Genomic DNA, 16566 nt, shown 5'->3' on the forward strand with positions numbered 1-16566 from the left:
GTCCGGAGGGGTGGGCGTGCGCGGGGACGCGACCGCCCCTCCTCCGGAGGAGGGGCGGTCGCGGGTCAGCCGCGCGGCGGGGGGCAGCCGGCGATCTCGCCGTGCGCGTTCGTCCCCCACGAGCTGAGCCATCCGTTCGTGCCCGAGGCGCGCTTGGTCAGCAGCTGCCGGGTCGGGTACGCCGCGGCGGCGCGCGCGCGGGCGCGGCTCAGCGGAGGGAGGGTCAGGGGCACCGCACCAGGGTACCGGTGGCACCCGCGAGGGGGCCGGGTGTGCACGAGCGCTCGGAGGAGGAGCCGTCTCTCCCGCTGCCGAGCCTCCCCGCCCCGTCCGCTCAGGGGACCTCGTGCCCCGGGCCCGACTGCCCGCCGAGCAGCGGGCGCAGCGCGGTCGCGACGGCGTCGGCGCGCTCCTCGCCGCCGAACCACGCGTTGCCGGCCCGCACGAGCGGGTAGGCGGCCGCGAGGAGGTCGCGCCCCGCCGGGGTCAGGGCGATCCGGGAGTGACGGCCGCGGCCGCGCTCGGCGCCCCGGTCGAGCAGGCCCCGCTCCGCCAGCCCGGCGACCAGGGCGGTCATGCTCTGCGGGCGGACGCCGACGGCGCGGGCGAGGTCGGCCTGCGTCAGCCCGTCGGCCGCCGAGAGCTGTGCCAGCACGCCGAACTCGACCGGGCTGAGCCCGACCGGCGCGAGCGCGTCGCCGACCCGCCTCGCCAGGTCGCGGGCGGCGCGGATGACCGTCCAGGCGGCGATCGCGTCGACGTCGTCGCGGGTCAGGGAGAACTCCGAGGACATGGACCGAGCGTAGCGGCGTAGTCTTCGAGTATCAGTTAGTTGATACCTAGGAGGAATCATGAGCGATGTGATCGCGATCACCGGAGTCACCGGCGACGTCGGCGGCAAGACCTTCGAGCGGCTCGTGGCGGCCGGCGCGCCCGTCCGCGCGATCGTCCGCCGGCCCGAGCAGGCGGCGGCCCTCGCGGCCCGCGGCCTCGACGCACGGATCGCCGACCTCGGCGACGGGGCCGCGCTGACCGCCGCCCTCCGGGGCGCCGACCAGCTCTTCCTGGTCACCGCCGCCACCCCGCGCCAGGCCGAGCACGGCGCCACCGCCGTCCGCGCCGCCCAGGAGGCGGGCGTCCGCGCGCTCGTGCAGCTCTCCGGCGGCGACGCGGCCGAGCACTCGCCGCTCCCCTGGGGCCGCGCGATCTGGCGGACCGACGAGCGGGTGCGCGCCTCCGGGCTGCCCGCGACGATCCTCCACGCCTCGGGCTTCCTGACGAACCTCGAGCCCTCGGCGCCCGCGATCTCGCGCGGTCTGCTCCCGCAGACGATGGGGCGCGGCGTCATCCCGTGGATCGACACCGCCGACATCGCCCGGGTCGCCGCGCACGTCCTCGAGGCGGGAGGGCACACCGGCGCCGAGCCCGTCCTCACCGGACCGGCCCTGCTCGACGGACCCGGCGCCGCCCGCGAGCTGACCGCGGGCCTGGGGCGGCGCGTCCGCTACCTGCACCTGCCCAGCCGCGTGTTCGCCGGGGTCCTGCGCCTCGCCGGCATGTCCGCGTGGCAGGCGGAGGGGCTCCGTCGGCAGTTCGGAGTCGTCGCCCGCCGCGGCCTGGACGGCGTCGACGTGCTCACCGACGAGGTCGAGCGGATCACGGGGACGCCGGCCCGCTCGACGGCCGACTGGGCGCGGTCCCGCCGCTCCGTGCTCCTCGGACGGGAGCAGCCGCGACCCCTGCACGCTCCACCCGGCACCGGTACCCCTACCCGTGGATCCGCCGCAGGCGCATCGTAGGGCTGTGAAGCAGATCCAGTACGCCGGCGCGACCTTCCAGGTGGGGGACGCGGTCGCCGACGCACTCGTCTCCTACGCCTCCGGGCTCGCCGCTCACGGCCGCACCGACAGTGTCGAGCTCCCCGTGCTCGGCGGCGACGGCCACGCGACGGTCGTGACGCTGCTGCTCAACTCCGCGACGAGCCTCTTCGTCTCCGGCGCCGCAGGCCTCCTGCCCGGGCTCGACGAGAAGGCCGTCGCCGCCGACCTCCGCCAGCGGACGCAGTGGCTGGACGCGGTCCCGGCGGTCACCGCCGTGGAGCCGAGCGCTCCGGAGGACCTGATCTGGCTCGAGTTCCCGGAGGTCGCGGCCCTGATGGATCCCGAGACCGGCGCCCGCTCCCCCGCGACGCTCCACCTCGTCGAGCACTCGCCGCGGCGCGACTCCCTCGTCTTCACCGTCGTCTACGTCAGCACCCTCGACCGCGACCTGGGCTCGGGGGAGATCCGCCGGCTGCTCGAGACGAGCCGCCGCAACAACGTCGAGCACGGCGTCTCGGGGATGCTCGTCTTCCGCGGCCGCCGCGTGATGCAGCTGCTCGAGGGCGAGGAGTCTGACGTGCGCTCGCTCTACGCGCGGATCCTCGCCGACCCGCGGCACGAGGGCATGGTCACCGTCTGGACCAGCGTGCACGAGCAGCGCCGCTTCCCGGACTGGTCGATGGGCTTCGACGAGCTCGACCTGCCCGTCGAGCGGCCCGCCTCCTGGCCCGAGCCGGACCTCCCCGAGCAGTCGATCGACGCCGTGGCGGACGACTACCTCCGCCGCCGGTCGGAGGCGCTGCGGAGCGCGCTGGTGAGCAGCGACCCCCTCGTCGCGAGCCTCGCCGTCATCCTGCACGGGCACCGCCCCGAGCGCGTCCTCGAGGGCGGCGCCGGAGTGCGGCTGCGCTGCGCCGAGTGCCGCGCCTTCGACGCCCACGACGGGTACGACTCCTACCCCTGCGCGACCGCGAGGACCGCGATCCAGGCGCTCGAGGCGGCCTGACGCGAGCCGGGCGGCCGTGCGGGATCACCGTCCCTGGGCCCTCCTAGCGCACCCCCCTTCCGCGGGTCTGCGCAAGCCCGTCCGCTCACCCCGGCGCGCCCCTAGGGTGAGGCCATGACCGATCCCGGCGCGGCCCGCCACGACGTCCTCATCATCGGCGGCGGCAACGCCGGACTCTCGACCGCGGGACGGCTGCGGCGCTCCGGAGTGGACGACGTCGCGGTGATCGAGCCCCGGTCGACCCACGTCTACCAGCCGATGCTCTCCCACGTCGCGGGCGGCACCGCACCCGCCTCCGCGGCGACCCGGCCCCAGGGCTCGGTGACGCCGAAGGGAGTCGTCTGGATCCAGGACCGCGTCGAGACGATCGACCCGGTCGCGCACACGGTCACCCTCCTCTCCGGCCGCACCGTCGGCTACGGGCAGCTCGTCGTCTGCCCCGGGATCCAGAAGGACTGGGCCGCGGTCCCCGGGCTCCAGGAGGCGATGGACTCGCCGTTCGGAGTGTCCAACTACGAGTACGAGTACGCCCGCAAGGCGTCGCAGGTGCTCCGCGAGGTCCGCTCCGGCACCGTCGTCTTCACGCAGCCCGGCGGCCCCGGCACCTGCTCCGGCGCCTCCCAGAAGCCGATGTACCTCGCCTGCGACTACTGGCGCGCGACCGGCGTCCTCGACCGCATCCGCGTCGTGCTCGTCGTGCCGACCCCCACGCTGTTCGGGATGCCGCTGATCGACTCCGAGCTCGAGCGGAAGGTGGCGGAGTACGGGATCGAGGTCCGCTACGGCCGCGAGCTGGTCGAGGTCGACGCGGCCGAGCGGCGGGTCGTCCTCGCCGTCGACGAGCGCGCGACCGCCCTCCCCGGCCCCGACCGCGCGCGGCGCTCGACCGACGGCCCGCGCGAGACGCTGTCGTACGACGTGCTGCACGCCGTGCCCCCGCAGTCGGCCCCCGACTGGCTGGCCGGCACCGGACTGGCCGCCGAGGGCGACGAGGGCGGCTTCGTCGAGGTCGACCCGCTGACCCTGCGGCACCCGCGGTTCCCCGACGTGTGGTCGCTCGGCGACGCGGCGGCCACGGTCAACTCGAAGTCCGGAGGAGCACTGCGCCAGCAGACCACCACGCTCGCGAAGAACCTCGTCGCCGCGCAGAAGGGCCGCCCGCTCCCCCGCGTGTACAACGGCTACTCCGTCTGCCCCTTCGTGGTCTCGCGGTCGAGCGTGGTGTTCGCCGAGTTCGACGACCGCTACCGCCCGAAGCCGACCGTCCCCTTCTGGACGGGCCTGGCGAAGGAGCGGCGCCTCACCTACCTCGCCGACCGCCGCGTCCTGCCGTGGGTGTACTGGAATCTGATCCTGCAGGGACGGGCCTGAGCGTCCTCTTCCGGACATGTCCGGAAGAGGCGCTTGCCGCTGCCGGAGGCGCTCCCGAGACTGAGGGGTCGGCACCACCGTCCGACGTGCCCCCTCGTCTCCTGGAGGACCCGATGCGGCCCAGCCCGACTCCCGACCGCTCCGGCACCGCGCGATGACGACCGCGCAGGACTGGGGGCCCTCGACCGACGCGGACTCCGCCGGCGGTCCGCCCGCGTCGCGGAGGCAGCGCGTGCGCGCCTGGATGCGCGGCGGCTCCTTCGGGCCGACCGGCCTCACCCGGCGCGGCTGCCTCCTGGTGCTGGCGTCGGTGCTCGTGGTGGCGGTGCCGGTCGTCGCGCTGACGCTCGCGCATGTCGATCCGCACGCGTCGCTCAAGGTCTGGATCCTGGCGATCACGCTGATCGCGCTGGTCGGAGCGCTGCTCCGGGTCGTCGCCGACGCCGGTCCGGACCCGCAGGCCGACCTCGACCGCGCGGGCAAGGCGGTCGGAGCAGTGGCCGCGGCCTACACGGCGCTGGCCGTGATCATCGACTGGGGGATGCTGCACCTCTGAGGCGCGGTCAGCGGGCCTCGTCGCGCGGGTCGTCCGTGCCGTCGGGAGCGCTGCCGATCACGTCCGGTGTGCCGCCGGTGCCGCCCTGCGCGCTCCCGGTCCCGCCCTGCGCCGCTCGCTCGTCCTCGCGCCGGCTGAGCCAGCCCGGGCCCTCGCGCCGCAGCCGCTCCGCCTCCGGACTCGGGACGGGCGGCGCCGCCGGCCGCCGCAGGAGCCGCACCTGCCGGACCGCACCGAGCACCACTCCGGCGCCGAACAGCGGCAGGCCGAGCAGGAGCACCAGCCACAGCGGCGCGTGCCGGCGTCCGCCGCCGACGACCGCGCCGAGATCCCAGCCCGCGTCCGCCGCCAGCCAGAGCATCCCCGCCACGAAGACGGCGCTCACCAGCGAGAGCGCCCAGGGCTGCGCGAGGAGGAGCGCCTGCGTGCGCTCCGTGCGGAAACCCTTCGCCATGCGCCGATCCTAGGCGGGCGTCAGCCGGCGAGGATCCGGTCGACCAGCCCCTGCGCGTCGCCCTCCGCGGGAACGATCTGCACGGTGTCGCCCTCGATCGGCTGCATCACGGAGAGCGCCGACTCGACCCGGTCGCCCACGCGGAGGAGGAGCCGGGCGTCGGCCCCCTCGTCGATGGCCGCCTGCGAGCCGCGACGCAGGAGGGCGGCGCCCGCCTCGTCGAACCGGACGTCGACGACTCCCGTGCTCGGATCGGCCTCGACCGCGGCGACGCCCGCGCGGGTGAAGTCCTCGGGATCGACGAGGACGTCCTGCCCGCCGACCGGGACGCACTGCGGATCGGAGCCGGGCTCGCAGAGCGCCGAGACGGCGACCCCGAGGCCGCCGACGGGCTCCGGAGTGGCGGACGGGGACGCCGCGGGCGACGACCCGGCGGAGCAGCCGGTCAGGGCGAGCAGGAGGAGCGCAGCGGCTCCGGGGGCGGTGCGGCGGATCACGGGATCTCCTCGGGTCGCGTCGGAGCGCGCCACGATACCGAGGCTCCGGCGCTGCGGCCACTCGGCGGCACGGCTCGGGCGGAGCAGCTGCGGGCGGAGCGGCCGGTCCGCGGCACGGCGGGGCAGGCGGCGGCGACCCGCCCCTCAGAGCCGGACGACCAGCTTCACCGCCGACACACCCTCGTGCAGCCGGTCGAGGGCGGGCTGGAGCGCGGCGAGCCCCTCACCCACCACCTCGGGCGCCGGGGCGCAGACGTGACGGCCCTCGGCGAGCGCCGCCGGCAGGTGGTCGCGCCACAGCATCGGCCCCACCTCGTTCGTCGTCAGCGAGCCGCCCCAGACGAAGCGGGCGCGGATGCCGCGGCGACGGGCCGCGATCTGCAGCGCCGCGGTGCCGCCGACCAGGCGCAGCATCGTCCGCACGAAGGCGGCGCTGACACCGCGCCGGCGCGGGAGCGAGCCGAACGAGACGGAGGGGCTGGCCAGGGCGACGCGTCGCGCTCCGGTGCCCGCGGCCACCGCCACCGACGGGGCACCGGAGCCCGTCCCGATCGCGAGCACCCCCGCGACCTCGTGGCCCGCGAGCGCCGCCACCAGGTCGGCGACGACGGTGGGGCTGCGGTAGTCGAGCACGATCTCGGCGCCCAGCTCGCGCATCCGATCGTGGTTGCGGGGGGACGCGGTCGTCGCCACGCGGTGCCCGGAGGCGACGGCGAGCTGGATCGCGTTGCTCCCCACGCTCGTCGTCCCGCCCCAGACCACGACCGTCCTGCCCGTCGGCCGGACCGGGACGCTCGGGTGCGGCAGGGCGAGGTGGTCCCGCTGGAACAGCGCCGTCGCCGCCGTCGAGACCGCGAGCGGCAGCACCGCCGCCTCCTCGAAGCCCAGCCGGTCGGGGATCGGCGCCGCCAGGTCCTCGCGCACGACCGTGTACTCCTGGAAGGCGCCCTCGTCGCGGTTCCGCCGCCCGCGCTCCATCCCGACCGCGTACGCGACGACCCGGTCGCCGACGGCGAAGCGCGTCACTCCAGGGCCGACCGCCTCGACCACTCCGGCCACGTCCTCCCCGAGCACCGCCGGGTACGGCACCCACCGGAACATCAGATCGCCCGTCCACTGCTTCATCTCGTCGACCGGATTCACGGCCAGGGCGCGGTTGCGCAGCAGGACCTCCCCCGGACCGGGGACGGGCATCGGAGCGGGGCGGACGACGAGGTCGGCCCGCGGGGCGGTCAGCAGGGCGGCGGCGTTCTCGGGCACGGGCGGCTCCAGTCGGAAGTGATGGCAGGACGTGTCGTCACACTACTCCCGATGACACGTCGTGTCGTCAGCTATCCTGGGCGGATGTCACGCTGGGCCCCCGACGCCGCCCTCCGCCTCGAGCAGGCGGCGATGGAGCTCTTCGCCGAGCACGGCTACGCGGGCACCACCGTCCCCGCGATCGCGGAGCGCGCCGGGCTCACCACCCGCACCTTCTTCCGCCACTTCGCCGACAAGCGCGACGTCCTCTTCCTCCGCGAGCGCGAGTTCCCCGAGATCGTCGGCCGCCTGCTCGCCGGCGCCCCCGCCGGCCTCGCGCCGATGGACCTCGTGATGCACGGCCTCGAGGCGGCCGCCTCGGGCGACCTCCAGACCTGGCGCGCTCCGATCGCCGCCCGCCGTGCCGTCGTGCGCTCCGAGTCGCAGCTGCGCGAGCGCGAGCTCCTGAAGTCGGCCGCCCTCGCCGAGAGCATGCGCGCCGCCCTCGTCGACGCCGGAGTCGCGCCGGAGGACGCGGCCCTCGCCGCCCTCGCGGCCTCCGCCCTCTTCGACCTCGCCCTGGAGCGCTGGCTCGCCGCGCCCGAGGGCTCCCTCCTGGTCGACGTCCTCCGCGCCGAGCGCGCACGCCTCGGCGCGCTGCTCGCGCGCTGACCCGCACGACGCTGTCGAGGCGTCGCGAACGGTCGTCCTCCGCGGCGGGAGGCGACCGTTCGCGACGCCTCGGACCGGCGAGCGGGGGACGATCCGCTCAGAGCGCCCAGGGGAAGGCGGGGGCGTTCGAGCGGGCGCCCTGCGCGGCCTTCGAGCGGCCGGGCTCGCCGAGCTCGGCGAGCAGCGCCTCCGACTCGCCGACGAGGACCGCGAGCGCGCCGGGCGTGAACCAGTCGGGGCGCAGGGCGAACAGGAGGTCCTCGGTCGCCGTGTTGCCGCTGGCGCCCGGTGCGAAGGGGCAGCCGCCGAGGCCGCCGAGCGCGCCGTCGACCACCGCGGCCCCGGCCTGCACGGCGGCGATCGCGTTCGCGACGCCCGAGCCCCAGGTGTCGTGGCCGTGGAACACGATCTCGCGGGGCGGGGTCTCCGCGGCCACGCGTGAGACGAGCGACGCCACCTGGCCGGCGTGCGCCTGACCGAGCGTGTCGCAGACGACCACGTCGGCCGCTCCCTCCGCTCGCGTGTCGCGCGCGATCGCGAGCACGCGCTCCGGATCGACCGGGCCCTCGAACGGGCAGGTGAAGGAGGTGGCGATGCACAGCTGGATCCGCCCGCCGACGCTCTCGGCGAGCGCGACCGCCTCCGGCATCGCGGCCATGCTCGCCTCGGTCGGCCTGCCGACGTTGGCGAGGTTGTGCGAGTCGGACGCCGAGAAGCAGTACTGGAAGCGGCGCGCCCCCGCGGCGGCCGCACGCTCGACGTGGCGCGGAGTCGCGACCCACACCCAGCACCGCTCCAGCTCCTCGGGAGTGAGCGCGGCGATCACGTCGAGGGTGTCGGCCATCGGAGGGACGAGGTCGCCGCGCGCGAGCGAGCCGATCTCGAGCTCGGGCACTCCCGCGGCGAGCAGCGTGCGCGCGAGGTCGACCTTGTGCTCGGTCGTCAGGAGCTTGCCGGTGAGCTGCAGGCCGTCGCGGAGGGTGACGTCGCGCAGGCGCGCGGAGGCGAGCGCGGTCACCGGCCGGCCTCCTCGGCAGCGGCGGCGGAGGGAGCAGCAGCGGCCCCGTCGGCGGAGGGAGCAGCGGGACCGGTGCGCCGGAGCATCCCCAGCACCTCCTCGGTGTCCTGGCCCAGGTCGGGCGCGAGCGAGCGGATGGGGAGGGAGCGGCCGCCGAGCACCGGCACGATCCCCGGGAAGCCCACGCCGCGCAGAGTGCGGCCGGCGTCCTCGACGTCGAAGGCCTGGATCATGTCGCGCGCCGCGTACTGCTCGCTCGCGCTGATGTCGGCGGCCGTGTAGATCGGGCCGGATGGGACGCCCTCGTCGTCGAGGACCGCGAGCGCCTCGGCGGCGGTGCGGCCCGCCGTCCACGCGCCGATCGCCGCGTCCAGCTCGTCGCGCCGGGCCCAGCGCTGCTCGTTCGAGGCGAGCGCCGGGTCCCCGCCCAGGTCGGCGCGGCCGATCACCGCCATCAGCCGCTGGAAGATCGCGTCCGCGTTCCCCGCGATCACGATGCTCGCCCCGTCGGCGCAGGTGTAGGCGTTGGTCGGGGCGATGCCCTCCATCCGCCCGCCGACGCGCTCCCGGACGATGCCGTGCGCCTGGAAGTCGGGGATCAGCGACTCCGTCATCGAGAACATCGCCTCGTGCAGCGCCACGTCGACGACCCGCTCCGCCAGCGGTGCCGGATCCAGCCCGGCGGAGCGGCGGGTCTCGCGCTGGAACAGCGCCATCATCACTCCGTAGCCCGCGTACAGCCCGGCGATCGAGTCGCCGATCGAGACGCCGACGCGCACGGGCGGCCGGTCCGGGTCGCCGACCAGCTCGCGGAACCCGCCCATCGCCTCCGCGACCGCCGCGAACCCGGGCCGGGCCGACAGCGGGCCGGTCTGCCCGAACGCGGAGATGCGGCCGATCACGATGCCGGGTCGGGCCTCGTCGAGCACGGCCGGCCCGATCCCCCAGCGCTCGAGCGTGCCGGGCCGGAAGTTCTCGAGCACCACGTCGCACTCGGCGACCAGGCGGCGGACGGCGTCGCGCCCCTCGTCCGTGCGCAGGTCGAGCGCGATCGAGCGCTTGTTGCGGTTGATCGTGTGGAAGAGGAGCGAGGTCTCGGACCCCTCGTGCAGCCGCCAGCGGCGCAGCTCGTCCCCCGTGCCGGGCCGCTCCACCTTGATCACCTCGGCGCCGAAGTCGGCGAGCAGCCTGCCCGCGGTGGGCGCCGCGATGAAGTTGCCGAGCTCGAGGACGCGGACGCCCGCGAGCGGGAGGGGTGCGGTCATGGCACGGCCTTTCGCTCCCGTCGAGGCTAGCGCGGAGGACGGCGCCACCCCCTGCCCTCACGCGGACGCCCGACCTACACTTGCCGGACATCATGCGCAGACACACCCTCACTCCGCGACCGGACTGGCGAGCCCGCTGCGACGAGATCGGCTTCAGCTTCTACGACCTCCCCTCCGAGGGCGGCCGCCCCTACTGGAACGAGTCCGCGGCCTACTCCTTCGAGCCCGCCGAGATCGACCTGCTCGAGCGCACGACCTCGGAGCTCTTCGACCTCTGCATGGAGGCGTGCGAGCTCGTGGTGCGGAAGGGCCGCTTCGCCGAGTTCGGCATCCCGCCCCGCTTCCACGACCTGGTGCGCACCTCGTGGGACGAGGACGACCCCACGGTCTACGGCCGCTTCGACCTCGCCTACGACGGCGCGGGCGCAGTGAAGCTGCTCGAGTTCAACGCCGACACCCCGACCTCGCTGGTCGAGACCGCCGCGGCCCAGTGGCAGTGGCTGGTCGAGACGAAGGGGCCCGACGCCGACCAGTTCAACAGCCTGCACGAGCAGCTCGTCGAGCAGTGGCGCCACCTCCGCCTCGAGCGCTGGAGCCTCGACGAGGGCGCCCGGCTGCACCTCGCGTCGCTGCACGACTCCGGAGACGGCGAGCTGATCGTCGAGGACGCCGACACCGTCGCCTACATGGCCGAGACCGCGGCGCAGGCCGGCTTCGACCCCAAGCTGATCTTCGTCGAGGACATCCGCTACGAGCTCGACGGCGCCGGCTTCCTCGACGGCGACGGCGAGCCGATCCGCCACGTCTTCAAGCTGTACCCATGGGAGTGGATGCTCGGCGAGCAGTTCGGCGGCCTGCTCCTCGACCGGCGCGAGCGCACCCGCTGGGTCGAGCCGGCGTGGAAGCTCCTGCTCAGCAACAAGCAGCTGCTGGTGGTGCTGTGGGAGATGTTCCGCGGCCACCCGAACCTGCTGCCCGCCTCCGTGCATCCGCTGCCCGGCACCGCCCAGGTGCGCAAGCCGCGCCTGGGCCGGGAGGGCGCCAACGTGACGGTCCTCGACGCCGACGGCTCGGTCGTCGCCGAGAACGGCGGGAGCTACGGCGCCGAGGGCTTCATCCACCAGGAGCGCGCCGAGCTGGCCCGGGTCGACGGGAAGACCGTCGTCATCGGCAGCTGGATCGTCGGCGAGACCCCGGCCGGCATCGACGTGCGCGAGACGAGCGGCCTGATCACCGGCGACCTGGCGGAGTTCGTCCCCCACTACATCGAGGGCGGACGGAGCGACGGGGCCGCGACGGACGCGGACGCCGCGTCGGCCGCCTCCCACCCCGAGCACGGCGCCGCCCCCGCCTACGGCGCTCCCGCGCCCGGCACCCCCGCGCCCGAGTACGGCGCCCCCGAGCACGACCGGCCGCAGGACACCCGCGCGGCCCGCCCGCAGGACGAGGAGACCCGATGACGGACGACGACCGCACCCCCGGCGATTCCGGGACGCCGAGCTCCGGGAACGACTGGGGCAGCCGCGAGCCCGCGGCGGGCTCCGGCACGCCGAGCGGCGGAACGAGCGGCGGCACCGGCCGAGGCGACGGCTCCACCCGCACTGCTCCCCACCGCTCCCGGAGCGTCGGCATCAGCGGCATCGCGAAGAACCGCCGCGGCCTGCTCATCGGCGGCGCGGTGGCGGTCGGCGCGGTCGGACTCGCCGTCGCCCTCGCGAACGGCGGCCCCTCGACCGACGGCGTCGTCGCCACGGGAGCCGACGGCCAGGACTACGTCATCCCCGAGAACGCCGAGCGCCCCGTCTACGCGAGTCGTGAGGACTGCCTCGCCGACGTGCGGGAGCAGATCGCCCAGCTCCAGGCGCAGGGCGAGGAGGTCGGCGACGACCCCGAGCAGCTGTGCGAGGCGACCGACGAGTACCGCGGGCACTACGCCGGCGGCTTCTGGCTCGGCCCGCTGATCTTCGCGTCCTCGCGCTGGAACTCGACGCGGGCGACCAGCTGGGCGCCCGTCGCGTCCGGCGGCTTCGCGGCCCGCGGAGCGACCCAGCCCGACGTCGTGCAGCGCGCGCCGGCCGGCTCGACCGTCGGCTCGAAGGCGACCCTCTCCGGCGGCTTCGGCTCCTCCGGCAAGTCCGGCTTCGGCTCCACCGTCGGCGGCTGACCGCGGCGCACCTCGGCCCTCGCGCCCGAGACGCGCGGCGAGGCGTCCGTGTGTCGCCGAGACACCGCTCGCAGGCCGGCGTCTTGACGATCACGGGGACGGCTCGCCGCCGCTCCCGCTCTCAGGAGGAGGGCGTCGCGCTCGGGAAGAAGTGCCGCTCGACGGGATCGCCGTCGGCGTGGGTCAGCGCCGCCGCGCGGATCTCGCGGTCGCGGCCGGTGAGCCGCTGGGTCTCCTGCCGCCGGAACTCGCCCCACGAGGGCACCATGAACGTCTCCAGCTGCACGTCGGCCTCCTCCCCGCTCCGGTAGAGCGCCCACCGCGAGGCGCCGGTCCGGCGGCGGGAGCTCTCCAGCAGCCGCATGGCCGATCGGAAGTCCGCGAGGGAGTCGGGGCGGACCGTCCACGAGATCTGCACCATCACCGGCCCGTCCGTCGGCTCCGGCTCGAACACCAGCGTGGGCGTGGGCCACGACATCGAGATGCTGCGGTCGACGGTGCCCGTCCCCGGCAGCAGGGGCAGCACCCGCACGCTGGCCGCCACGAGGAGGAGCAGAGCGGCCGCCGCGGCGTACGCGGGCGCGGTGCCGAGCACCTGCGCGGCCAGGCCCCAGCCGATCGAGCCGACCGCCATGGTCCCCATGAAGACCAGGATGTAGATCGAGGCTCCGCGGGACCGCACCCACTGCGGCAGTGTGAGCTGCAGTGCCGCGTTCAGCACGGTGAGGGTGCCGATCCAGGCCAGCCCCGCGAGGACCAGCAGCAGCAGCGCCGGGACGAGGGGCAGGAAGGCCGCCGCGAGCGTCCCCGCCGCGAACAGCACGGCGCTCGCCCCGATGACGACGTCGTCCGAGAGCTTCCGGCGGGCGAGCGGCAGGGCGAAGACGCCGAGCACGGCACCCGCACCGAGGGCACCGAGGAGGAAGCCGTAGCCGCTGGAGTCGAGCTGGAGGCGCTTCGCGGTGAGCGGCAGCAGCGCCCAGAGCGCACTGGCCGGCAGGGCGAAGAGCGCGGAGCGGAGGAGGATCCGGCGGACGAGGTGCGCGGAGGCGACGTACCTGATCCCTCCCTTCAGCGCGGCGCCGAACTGCTCGCGGTCGTCGAGGCCGGTCTGCGCCGGCCGCTTCCACCAGAGCAGGGCGAGCACGGCGCCGATGAAGCTCAGGGCGTTGATGCCGAAGACCACCGGAGCGCCGAACGCCGAGAGGACGACTCCCGCCAGGGCCGGGCCGACCGCGCGGGCGCCGTTCACCGTCACGCCGCCGAGTGCCGACGACGCCGCGATCAGGTTCCGGGGCACGAGCTCCGGCTGGATCGCCTGCCAGGCCGGCGAGGTCAGGGTGGAGGTGATGCCGAGGAGGAAGGTGAAGGCCAGGATCGTCCACGGCGTCAGCGCGCCGACCGCCGCCACGACCGTCAGAGCGGCCGCCAGCAGCGCGCTGGCCGACGACCCCCAGATGAGCAGCCGCCGCCGGTCGAGCGAGTCGGCCAGCACGCCCGCGGGGAGGGCGACGAGGATCGAGGGCGCCAGGCTCGCCGTCTGCACGAGCGCGACGACCGCCGCGCCCGCGGCCGCCTCGACCAGGTACCACTGGGCTCCGACGGTCTGCATCCAGGTGCCGATGTTGCTGCCCAGCTGGGCGAACCACAGCACGCGGAAGGCGGTGATCGCCATGGGCGCCCAGGCCGACGGCTGCGCCGGCGCGGACGTCTGCGCCGGGGCGGCGGGAGCCGGAGCGACGTCCTCAGTCACGGGACACGGCCTGCCGCACCGAGAAGAGGTTGCCGAACGGGTCCAGCAGCTGGCACAGCCGCTCCCCCGTGAACACCGTCTTCGGACCGCGGTGGGCGACGGCGCCGTTCGCCGTCCAGTCGGCGACGACGGCGTCGACGTCGGGGACCGTCCAGTACGGGCTCGTGCCGTCGGGTCCGGGCCGGTTCAGCTCGTCCCGCTCGTGCAGCGTCAGGCGGGTGCCGTCCAGGTCGTAGGCCACGAGCGCCCCGCCGCGGACGACGGGCTCGCGCCCGAGCCGCGCCGAGTACCAGGCGATCGCGGCGTCGAGGTCGTCGACGAAGTAGAAGACGTTTCCGACTCCGGCGAACTCCGTCGTCGTCATGCTCGGGCCGGCGGGAGGGCGTCGCGGAGGAAGGCGAGCGAGGGGCCGATGGCCGCCTCCGTGTACCCCTCGGCGTGACGGGTGCCCGGGATCAGCTGCAGCGTGCTGGCGACTCCGACCGCGGAGAGCGCCGCCTGCATGGCCTGCGCGTCGCTCACGGGGACGAACTCGCCGAGCGAGTTGGCCAGGAACACCGGCCCGCCGTCCGGCGAGGCGTGGCGCGTCGTGGAGGCGGCGGTGAGCAGTTCGCGGTCGCCCCCGACCTCGTTGAGGATCGTCCAGCGCAGGAAGGCGTCGTTCCGGCCGGTCTGATTGATGTCGGCGCTCTTCATGGCGTCGAGATCCTGCGTCGTCGGCGTGGCCGGGAGGTCGTCGGTCGCCTCGACGATGCCGAGGAGGTCGAACATCCCCGACCAGCTGACGGCGGGCCGGCCGGTGGCGATCGCGGCCTCCACGACCAGGTTCCCGCCCGCCGATCCGCCGAAGAACGCCAGCCTGCTCCGGTCGAACGCCCACTCGGACGCGACCGCCCACCGCTCCGCGGCGAGCACGTCGTCCCTGCTGGCCGGGAGGACCGAGTCCGGAGCCTCGCGGTAGTCCGCCGCGAACACGAGGTAGCCGGCGTCGACCAGCATCGTCGCGAGCGCCCGCTCCTTGCTCTTGTCCCCCCGGAACCACCCGCCGCCGTGGATCAGCACGACGGCCGGCCGAGCAGCGTCCTCGGCCGGGGAGACCGACCTGCTGTACACGTCCAGCACCTGCGGCGACGACCCCCCTTCGACGTACGGAACCCCGATGCTCACTGACGGCTCGTCCGACACGGTGACCCCCTCCGGTCCAGATTCTCGACTGCAGTCAGACCGTAGGAGCCGGGGGCGGCGCGAGCCAGGCCCTGCCGGGGTCACCCAGGAGGGCGCCCGCAGGCCCGCCTCCCGCGGCGGCGCCGATCGCGACTAGCCTCGGAGGGTGTTCCTGACCGAGCCGTACGGCTTCCGCGACCGCTCCGCCCTCGACGAGCGCCGGGCCCTGCTCGAGGACGAGCCCTCGGTGCAGCCCCTCCGGGCGTTCCGCGAGGAGCTCCTCGCCCGGCGCATGCGCAGGCATCCGGGTGCCGTGGTGCCCGACTTCGACCCGGCCGAGGCCGGCGTCGAGGCGCGTGCGCTCATCGTGCTGGAGGCCCCGGGACCGATGTCGACCGGCCCCGACGGCTCCGGCTTCGTCTCGGTCGACAACGACGACGCGACCGCCGCCTCGACCTGGACCCTCCGCGACGAGGTCGGACTGCACGCCCGCACCCTGGTCTGGAACATCGTGCCGTGGCAGCTCGACGGCGCCCCCGACGCGGACGAGGTGCGGCAGGGCGCGATGGAGCTGCGCCGGCTCCTGCCGCTGCTCCCCGACCTGCGGGTCGTCGTCAACGCCGGGACCGCGCCGACCAGCGGCTGGAAGAAGAACATCGAGCCGTACCTGGTCGACGGCCCGACGGTCATCGACTCGTGGAGCCCCGGCCAGCGGGCGATGAGCCAGCCCCGCAAGCGCGACGAGCTGAAGCGCGCCTTCGAGCGCGCGACGCACCTGGTCGGCTGAGCCCCCGGGGCTCCGAGGCGTCACGAACGGTCGTCATCCGAGCCGGGAGGCGGCCCTTCGCGACGCCTCGACCGCCGGCGGGCGGTCCGCTCAGGCCGAGCGGGCGTCCCGCAGCGCGTCGGCCGACTGCTGCGCGGCGCGGCGGACGTCGCGGTCCGGGTCGCGGAGCATGCCCGTCAGGACGGCCTCGACGCTCGCCGCGAACTCGCCCTTCGCGTCGCGACCGGAGGAGATCCCCGCCAGAGCGGCCGCCACGAGAGCGCGCGCTCCTGCCGCGCGGACCCGGGGGTGCTCGTCGGTGGTCAGGCGGGACAGCTTCTTCTGCCCGCCCAGCACGCGCTCGGCGCAGACGCGGGCGCACATCTCGCGGACGCGCCAGGAGGGGTTCGCGAGTCCGGCGGTCACCGCGTCGGCGGCGTCGTCGTCCCAGACGTAGAGGAGCGCGCGGGCACCCCAGAGCTCGGGCCAGTAGAGGGAGGGCGCTCCCTTGAGGATCCCGTCGGCGTGCTCGCCGCCCACGGTGAGGAGGAAGGACTCGCCCTCGTACCCGCCGGTGAGCAGGGCCGCGGATCGCAGAGCGACGTTGCGCTCCCCCTCGCGGGCGACCTGCGCGCGCAGGCGCTCCTCGAGCGGATCGGTGAGGGTGACGGTCGGTTCGTTGTCGCGTGCCATGAGGCTCCCGAGAGTACCCGCCCGCCCCGCGCCTTCGAAGACCCGCAGCGTTCGGCGCCGCAGCGGTCGGCCCTCTCCGTCCTGCGGCGATGGTCCGATCAGCACTCGTGCCACCTGCTGGTCGAGTG

Annotated in this window: 19 protein-coding genes; 8 read left to right on the forward strand and 11 right to left on the reverse strand. The window is 75.2% G+C overall.

Annotated elements, in window-relative coordinates; translation table 11 throughout:
• Positions 1-65 precede the first annotated feature (65 nt).
• The gene (locus C5C57_RS18195; RefSeq protein WP_181027217.1) at positions 66-233 is read right to left on the reverse strand and encodes a hypothetical protein; all 168 of its coding nucleotides are present in this window, start codon (positions 231-233) and stop codon (positions 66-68) included.
• Positions 234-334: 101 nt separating this feature from the next.
• On the reverse strand, positions 335-793 hold the full coding sequence (locus C5C57_RS13895; RefSeq protein WP_181027218.1) for a MarR family winged helix-turn-helix transcriptional regulator: 459 nt from the start codon (positions 791-793) through the stop codon (positions 335-337).
• Between the two features lie 58 nt (positions 794-851).
• Here C5C57_RS13895 and C5C57_RS13900 point away from each other — a divergent pair, with 58 nt between their 5' ends.
• The 4 genes from C5C57_RS13900 (at position 852) to C5C57_RS13915 (ending at position 4753) form a co-directional block, all read left to right on the forward strand.
• A complete protein-coding gene (locus C5C57_RS13900; RefSeq protein ID WP_104222415.1) occupies positions 852-1799 on the forward strand; it encodes an NAD(P)H-binding protein in 948 nt (315 codons plus the stop codon).
• Between the two features lie 4 nt (positions 1800-1803).
• Positions 1804-2826 (forward strand): BLUF domain-containing protein, encoded by a 1023-nt coding sequence (locus C5C57_RS13905; protein WP_104297747.1) that lies wholly within the window; start codon positions 1804-1806, stop codon positions 2824-2826.
• A gap of 114 nt (positions 2827-2940) precedes the next feature.
• Positions 2941-4197 carry an NAD(P)/FAD-dependent oxidoreductase gene (locus tag C5C57_RS13910; protein ID WP_104247792.1) on the forward strand — a complete coding sequence of 419 codons (1257 nt, stop codon included), beginning with the start codon at positions 2941-2943 and terminating at the stop codon, positions 4195-4197.
• A gap of 154 nt (positions 4198-4351) precedes the next feature.
• Positions 4352-4753 carry a hypothetical protein gene (locus tag C5C57_RS13915; RefSeq protein WP_104226999.1) on the forward strand — a complete coding sequence of 134 codons (402 nt, stop codon included), beginning with the start codon at positions 4352-4354 and terminating at the stop codon, positions 4751-4753.
• Positions 4754-4760: 7 nt separating this feature from the next.
• Here the strand turns inward: C5C57_RS13915 and C5C57_RS13920 are convergent, their stop codons facing one another.
• The 3 genes from C5C57_RS13920 to C5C57_RS13930 all read right to left on the reverse strand — a co-directional run bounded on the left by C5C57_RS13920 (position 4761) and on the right by C5C57_RS13930 (position 6964).
• The gene (locus C5C57_RS13920) at positions 4761-5207 is read right to left on the reverse strand and encodes a hypothetical protein (RefSeq protein WP_104247793.1); all 447 of its coding nucleotides are present in this window, start codon (positions 5205-5207) and stop codon (positions 4761-4763) included.
• Positions 5208-5227: 20 nt separating this feature from the next.
• Positions 5228-5704 (reverse strand): hypothetical protein, encoded by a 477-nt coding sequence (locus C5C57_RS13925; RefSeq protein ID WP_104234350.1) that lies wholly within the window; start codon positions 5702-5704, stop codon positions 5228-5230.
• A gap of 144 nt (positions 5705-5848) precedes the next feature.
• On the reverse strand, positions 5849-6964 hold the full coding sequence (locus C5C57_RS13930; protein WP_104247794.1) for a zinc-binding alcohol dehydrogenase family protein: 1116 nt from the start codon (positions 6962-6964) through the stop codon (positions 5849-5851).
• An 84-nt stretch (positions 6965-7048) separates the two neighbouring features.
• Here C5C57_RS13930 and C5C57_RS13935 point away from each other — a divergent pair, with 84 nt between their 5' ends.
• Complete coding sequence (locus C5C57_RS13935; protein WP_181027219.1) at positions 7049-7615, forward strand: TetR/AcrR family transcriptional regulator; 567 nt, start codon at positions 7049-7051, stop codon at positions 7613-7615.
• 97 nt (positions 7616-7712) lie between these two features.
• Here the strand turns inward: C5C57_RS13935 and C5C57_RS13940 are convergent, their stop codons facing one another.
• Together C5C57_RS13940 and C5C57_RS13945 are read right to left on the reverse strand one after the other, a co-directional pair.
• Positions 7713-8633: a hydroxymethylglutaryl-CoA lyase gene (locus C5C57_RS13940; protein ID WP_181027220.1), complete on the reverse strand. Its 921-nt coding sequence runs from the start codon at positions 8631-8633 to the stop codon at positions 7713-7715.
• Positions 8630-9898, reverse strand: a complete 1269-nt coding sequence (locus C5C57_RS13945) for a CaiB/BaiF CoA-transferase family protein (protein ID WP_104247796.1) — start codon at positions 9896-9898, stop codon at positions 8630-8632. Before C5C57_RS13945 ends, C5C57_RS13940 begins: the two co-directional genes overlap by 4 nt.
• A gap of 92 nt (positions 9899-9990) precedes the next feature.
• Between C5C57_RS13945 and C5C57_RS13950 the strand changes: the two genes are divergently transcribed.
• Positions 9991-11358 (forward strand): glutathionylspermidine synthase family protein, encoded by a 1368-nt coding sequence (locus C5C57_RS13950; RefSeq protein ID WP_160035592.1) that lies wholly within the window; start codon positions 9991-9993, stop codon positions 11356-11358.
• Positions 11355-12062: a hypothetical protein gene (locus tag C5C57_RS13955; protein ID WP_104234344.1), complete on the forward strand. Its 708-nt coding sequence runs from the start codon at positions 11355-11357 to the stop codon at positions 12060-12062. Before C5C57_RS13950 ends, C5C57_RS13955 begins: the two co-directional genes overlap by 4 nt.
• Before the next feature lie 121 nt (positions 12063-12183).
• Here C5C57_RS13955 and C5C57_RS13960 read toward each other — a convergent pair whose 3' ends face one another.
• The 3 genes from C5C57_RS13960 to C5C57_RS13970 are packed head-to-tail and all read right to left on the reverse strand — an operon-like array spanning position 12184 to position 14928.
• Complete coding sequence (locus C5C57_RS13960) at positions 12184-13815, reverse strand: MFS transporter (protein WP_244230571.1); 1632 nt, start codon at positions 13813-13815, stop codon at positions 12184-12186.
• Positions 13808-14179, reverse strand: coding sequence for a VOC family protein (locus tag C5C57_RS13965; protein WP_104247797.1), 372 nt, complete (start codon positions 14177-14179; stop codon positions 13808-13810). The genes C5C57_RS13960 and C5C57_RS13965 overlap by 8 nt, the downstream gene beginning before the upstream one ends.
• Positions 14176-14928 carry an alpha/beta hydrolase gene (locus C5C57_RS13970; RefSeq protein ID WP_181069220.1) on the reverse strand — a complete coding sequence of 251 codons (753 nt, stop codon included), beginning with the start codon at positions 14926-14928 and terminating at the stop codon, positions 14176-14178. Before C5C57_RS13970 ends, C5C57_RS13965 begins: the two co-directional genes overlap by 4 nt.
• 217 nt (positions 14929-15145) lie before the next feature.
• On the opposite strand from C5C57_RS13970, the gene C5C57_RS13975 reads away from it, so the two are divergent.
• On the forward strand, positions 15146-15766 hold the full coding sequence (locus C5C57_RS13975) for a hypothetical protein (protein ID WP_104227008.1): 621 nt from the start codon (positions 15146-15148) through the stop codon (positions 15764-15766).
• A 90-nt stretch (positions 15767-15856) separates the two neighbouring features.
• On the opposite strand, the gene C5C57_RS13980 is transcribed toward C5C57_RS13975, so the two are convergent.
• A complete protein-coding gene (locus C5C57_RS13980) occupies positions 15857-16438 on the reverse strand; it encodes a HEAT repeat domain-containing protein (protein ID WP_244230570.1) in 582 nt (193 codons plus the stop codon).
• Between the last annotated feature and the right edge of the window lie 128 nt (positions 16439-16566).

The sequence above is a fragment of the Rathayibacter sp. AY1C5 genome (assembly GCF_002931705.1).
In the GTDB taxonomy this organism is placed as follows: Bacteria; Actinomycetota; Actinomycetes; order Actinomycetales; family Microbacteriaceae; genus Rathayibacter.

What these genes read in the sequence shown, in the direction of transcription:
- C5C57_RS13895 (WP_181027218.1), bottom strand. Translation starts at nt 793, where the DNA reads ATGTCCTCGGAGTTCTCCCTGACCCGCGACGACGTCGACGCGATCGCC.
- C5C57_RS13900 (WP_104222415.1), top strand. Translation starts at nt 852, where the DNA reads ATGAGCGATGTGATCGCGATCACCGGAGTCACCGGCGACGTCGGCGGC.
- C5C57_RS13910 (WP_104247792.1), top strand. Translation starts at nt 2,941, where the DNA reads ATGACCGATCCCGGCGCGGCCCGCCACGACGTCCTCATCATCGGCGGC.
- C5C57_RS13915 (WP_104226999.1), top strand. Translation starts at nt 4,352, where the DNA reads ATGACGACCGCGCAGGACTGGGGGCCCTCGACCGACGCGGACTCCGCC.
- C5C57_RS13920 (WP_104247793.1), bottom strand. Translation starts at nt 5,207, where the DNA reads ATGGCGAAGGGTTTCCGCACGGAGCGCACGCAGGCGCTCCTCCTCGCG.
- C5C57_RS13935 (WP_181027219.1), top strand. Translation starts at nt 7,049, where the DNA reads ATGTCACGCTGGGCCCCCGACGCCGCCCTCCGCCTCGAGCAGGCGGCG.
- C5C57_RS13945 (WP_104247796.1), bottom strand. Translation starts at nt 9,898, where the DNA reads ATGACCGCACCCCTCCCGCTCGCGGGCGTCCGCGTCCTCGAGCTCGGC.
- C5C57_RS13950 (WP_160035592.1), top strand. Translation starts at nt 9,991, where the DNA reads ATGCGCAGACACACCCTCACTCCGCGACCGGACTGGCGAGCCCGCTGC.
- C5C57_RS13955 (WP_104234344.1), top strand. Translation starts at nt 11,355, where the DNA reads ATGACGGACGACGACCGCACCCCCGGCGATTCCGGGACGCCGAGCTCC.
- C5C57_RS13965 (WP_104247797.1), bottom strand. Translation starts at nt 14,179, where the DNA reads ATGACGACGACGGAGTTCGCCGGAGTCGGAAACGTCTTCTACTTCGTC.
- C5C57_RS13980 (WP_244230570.1), bottom strand. Translation starts at nt 16,438, where the DNA reads ATGGCACGCGACAACGAACCGACCGTCACCCTCACCGATCCGCTCGAG.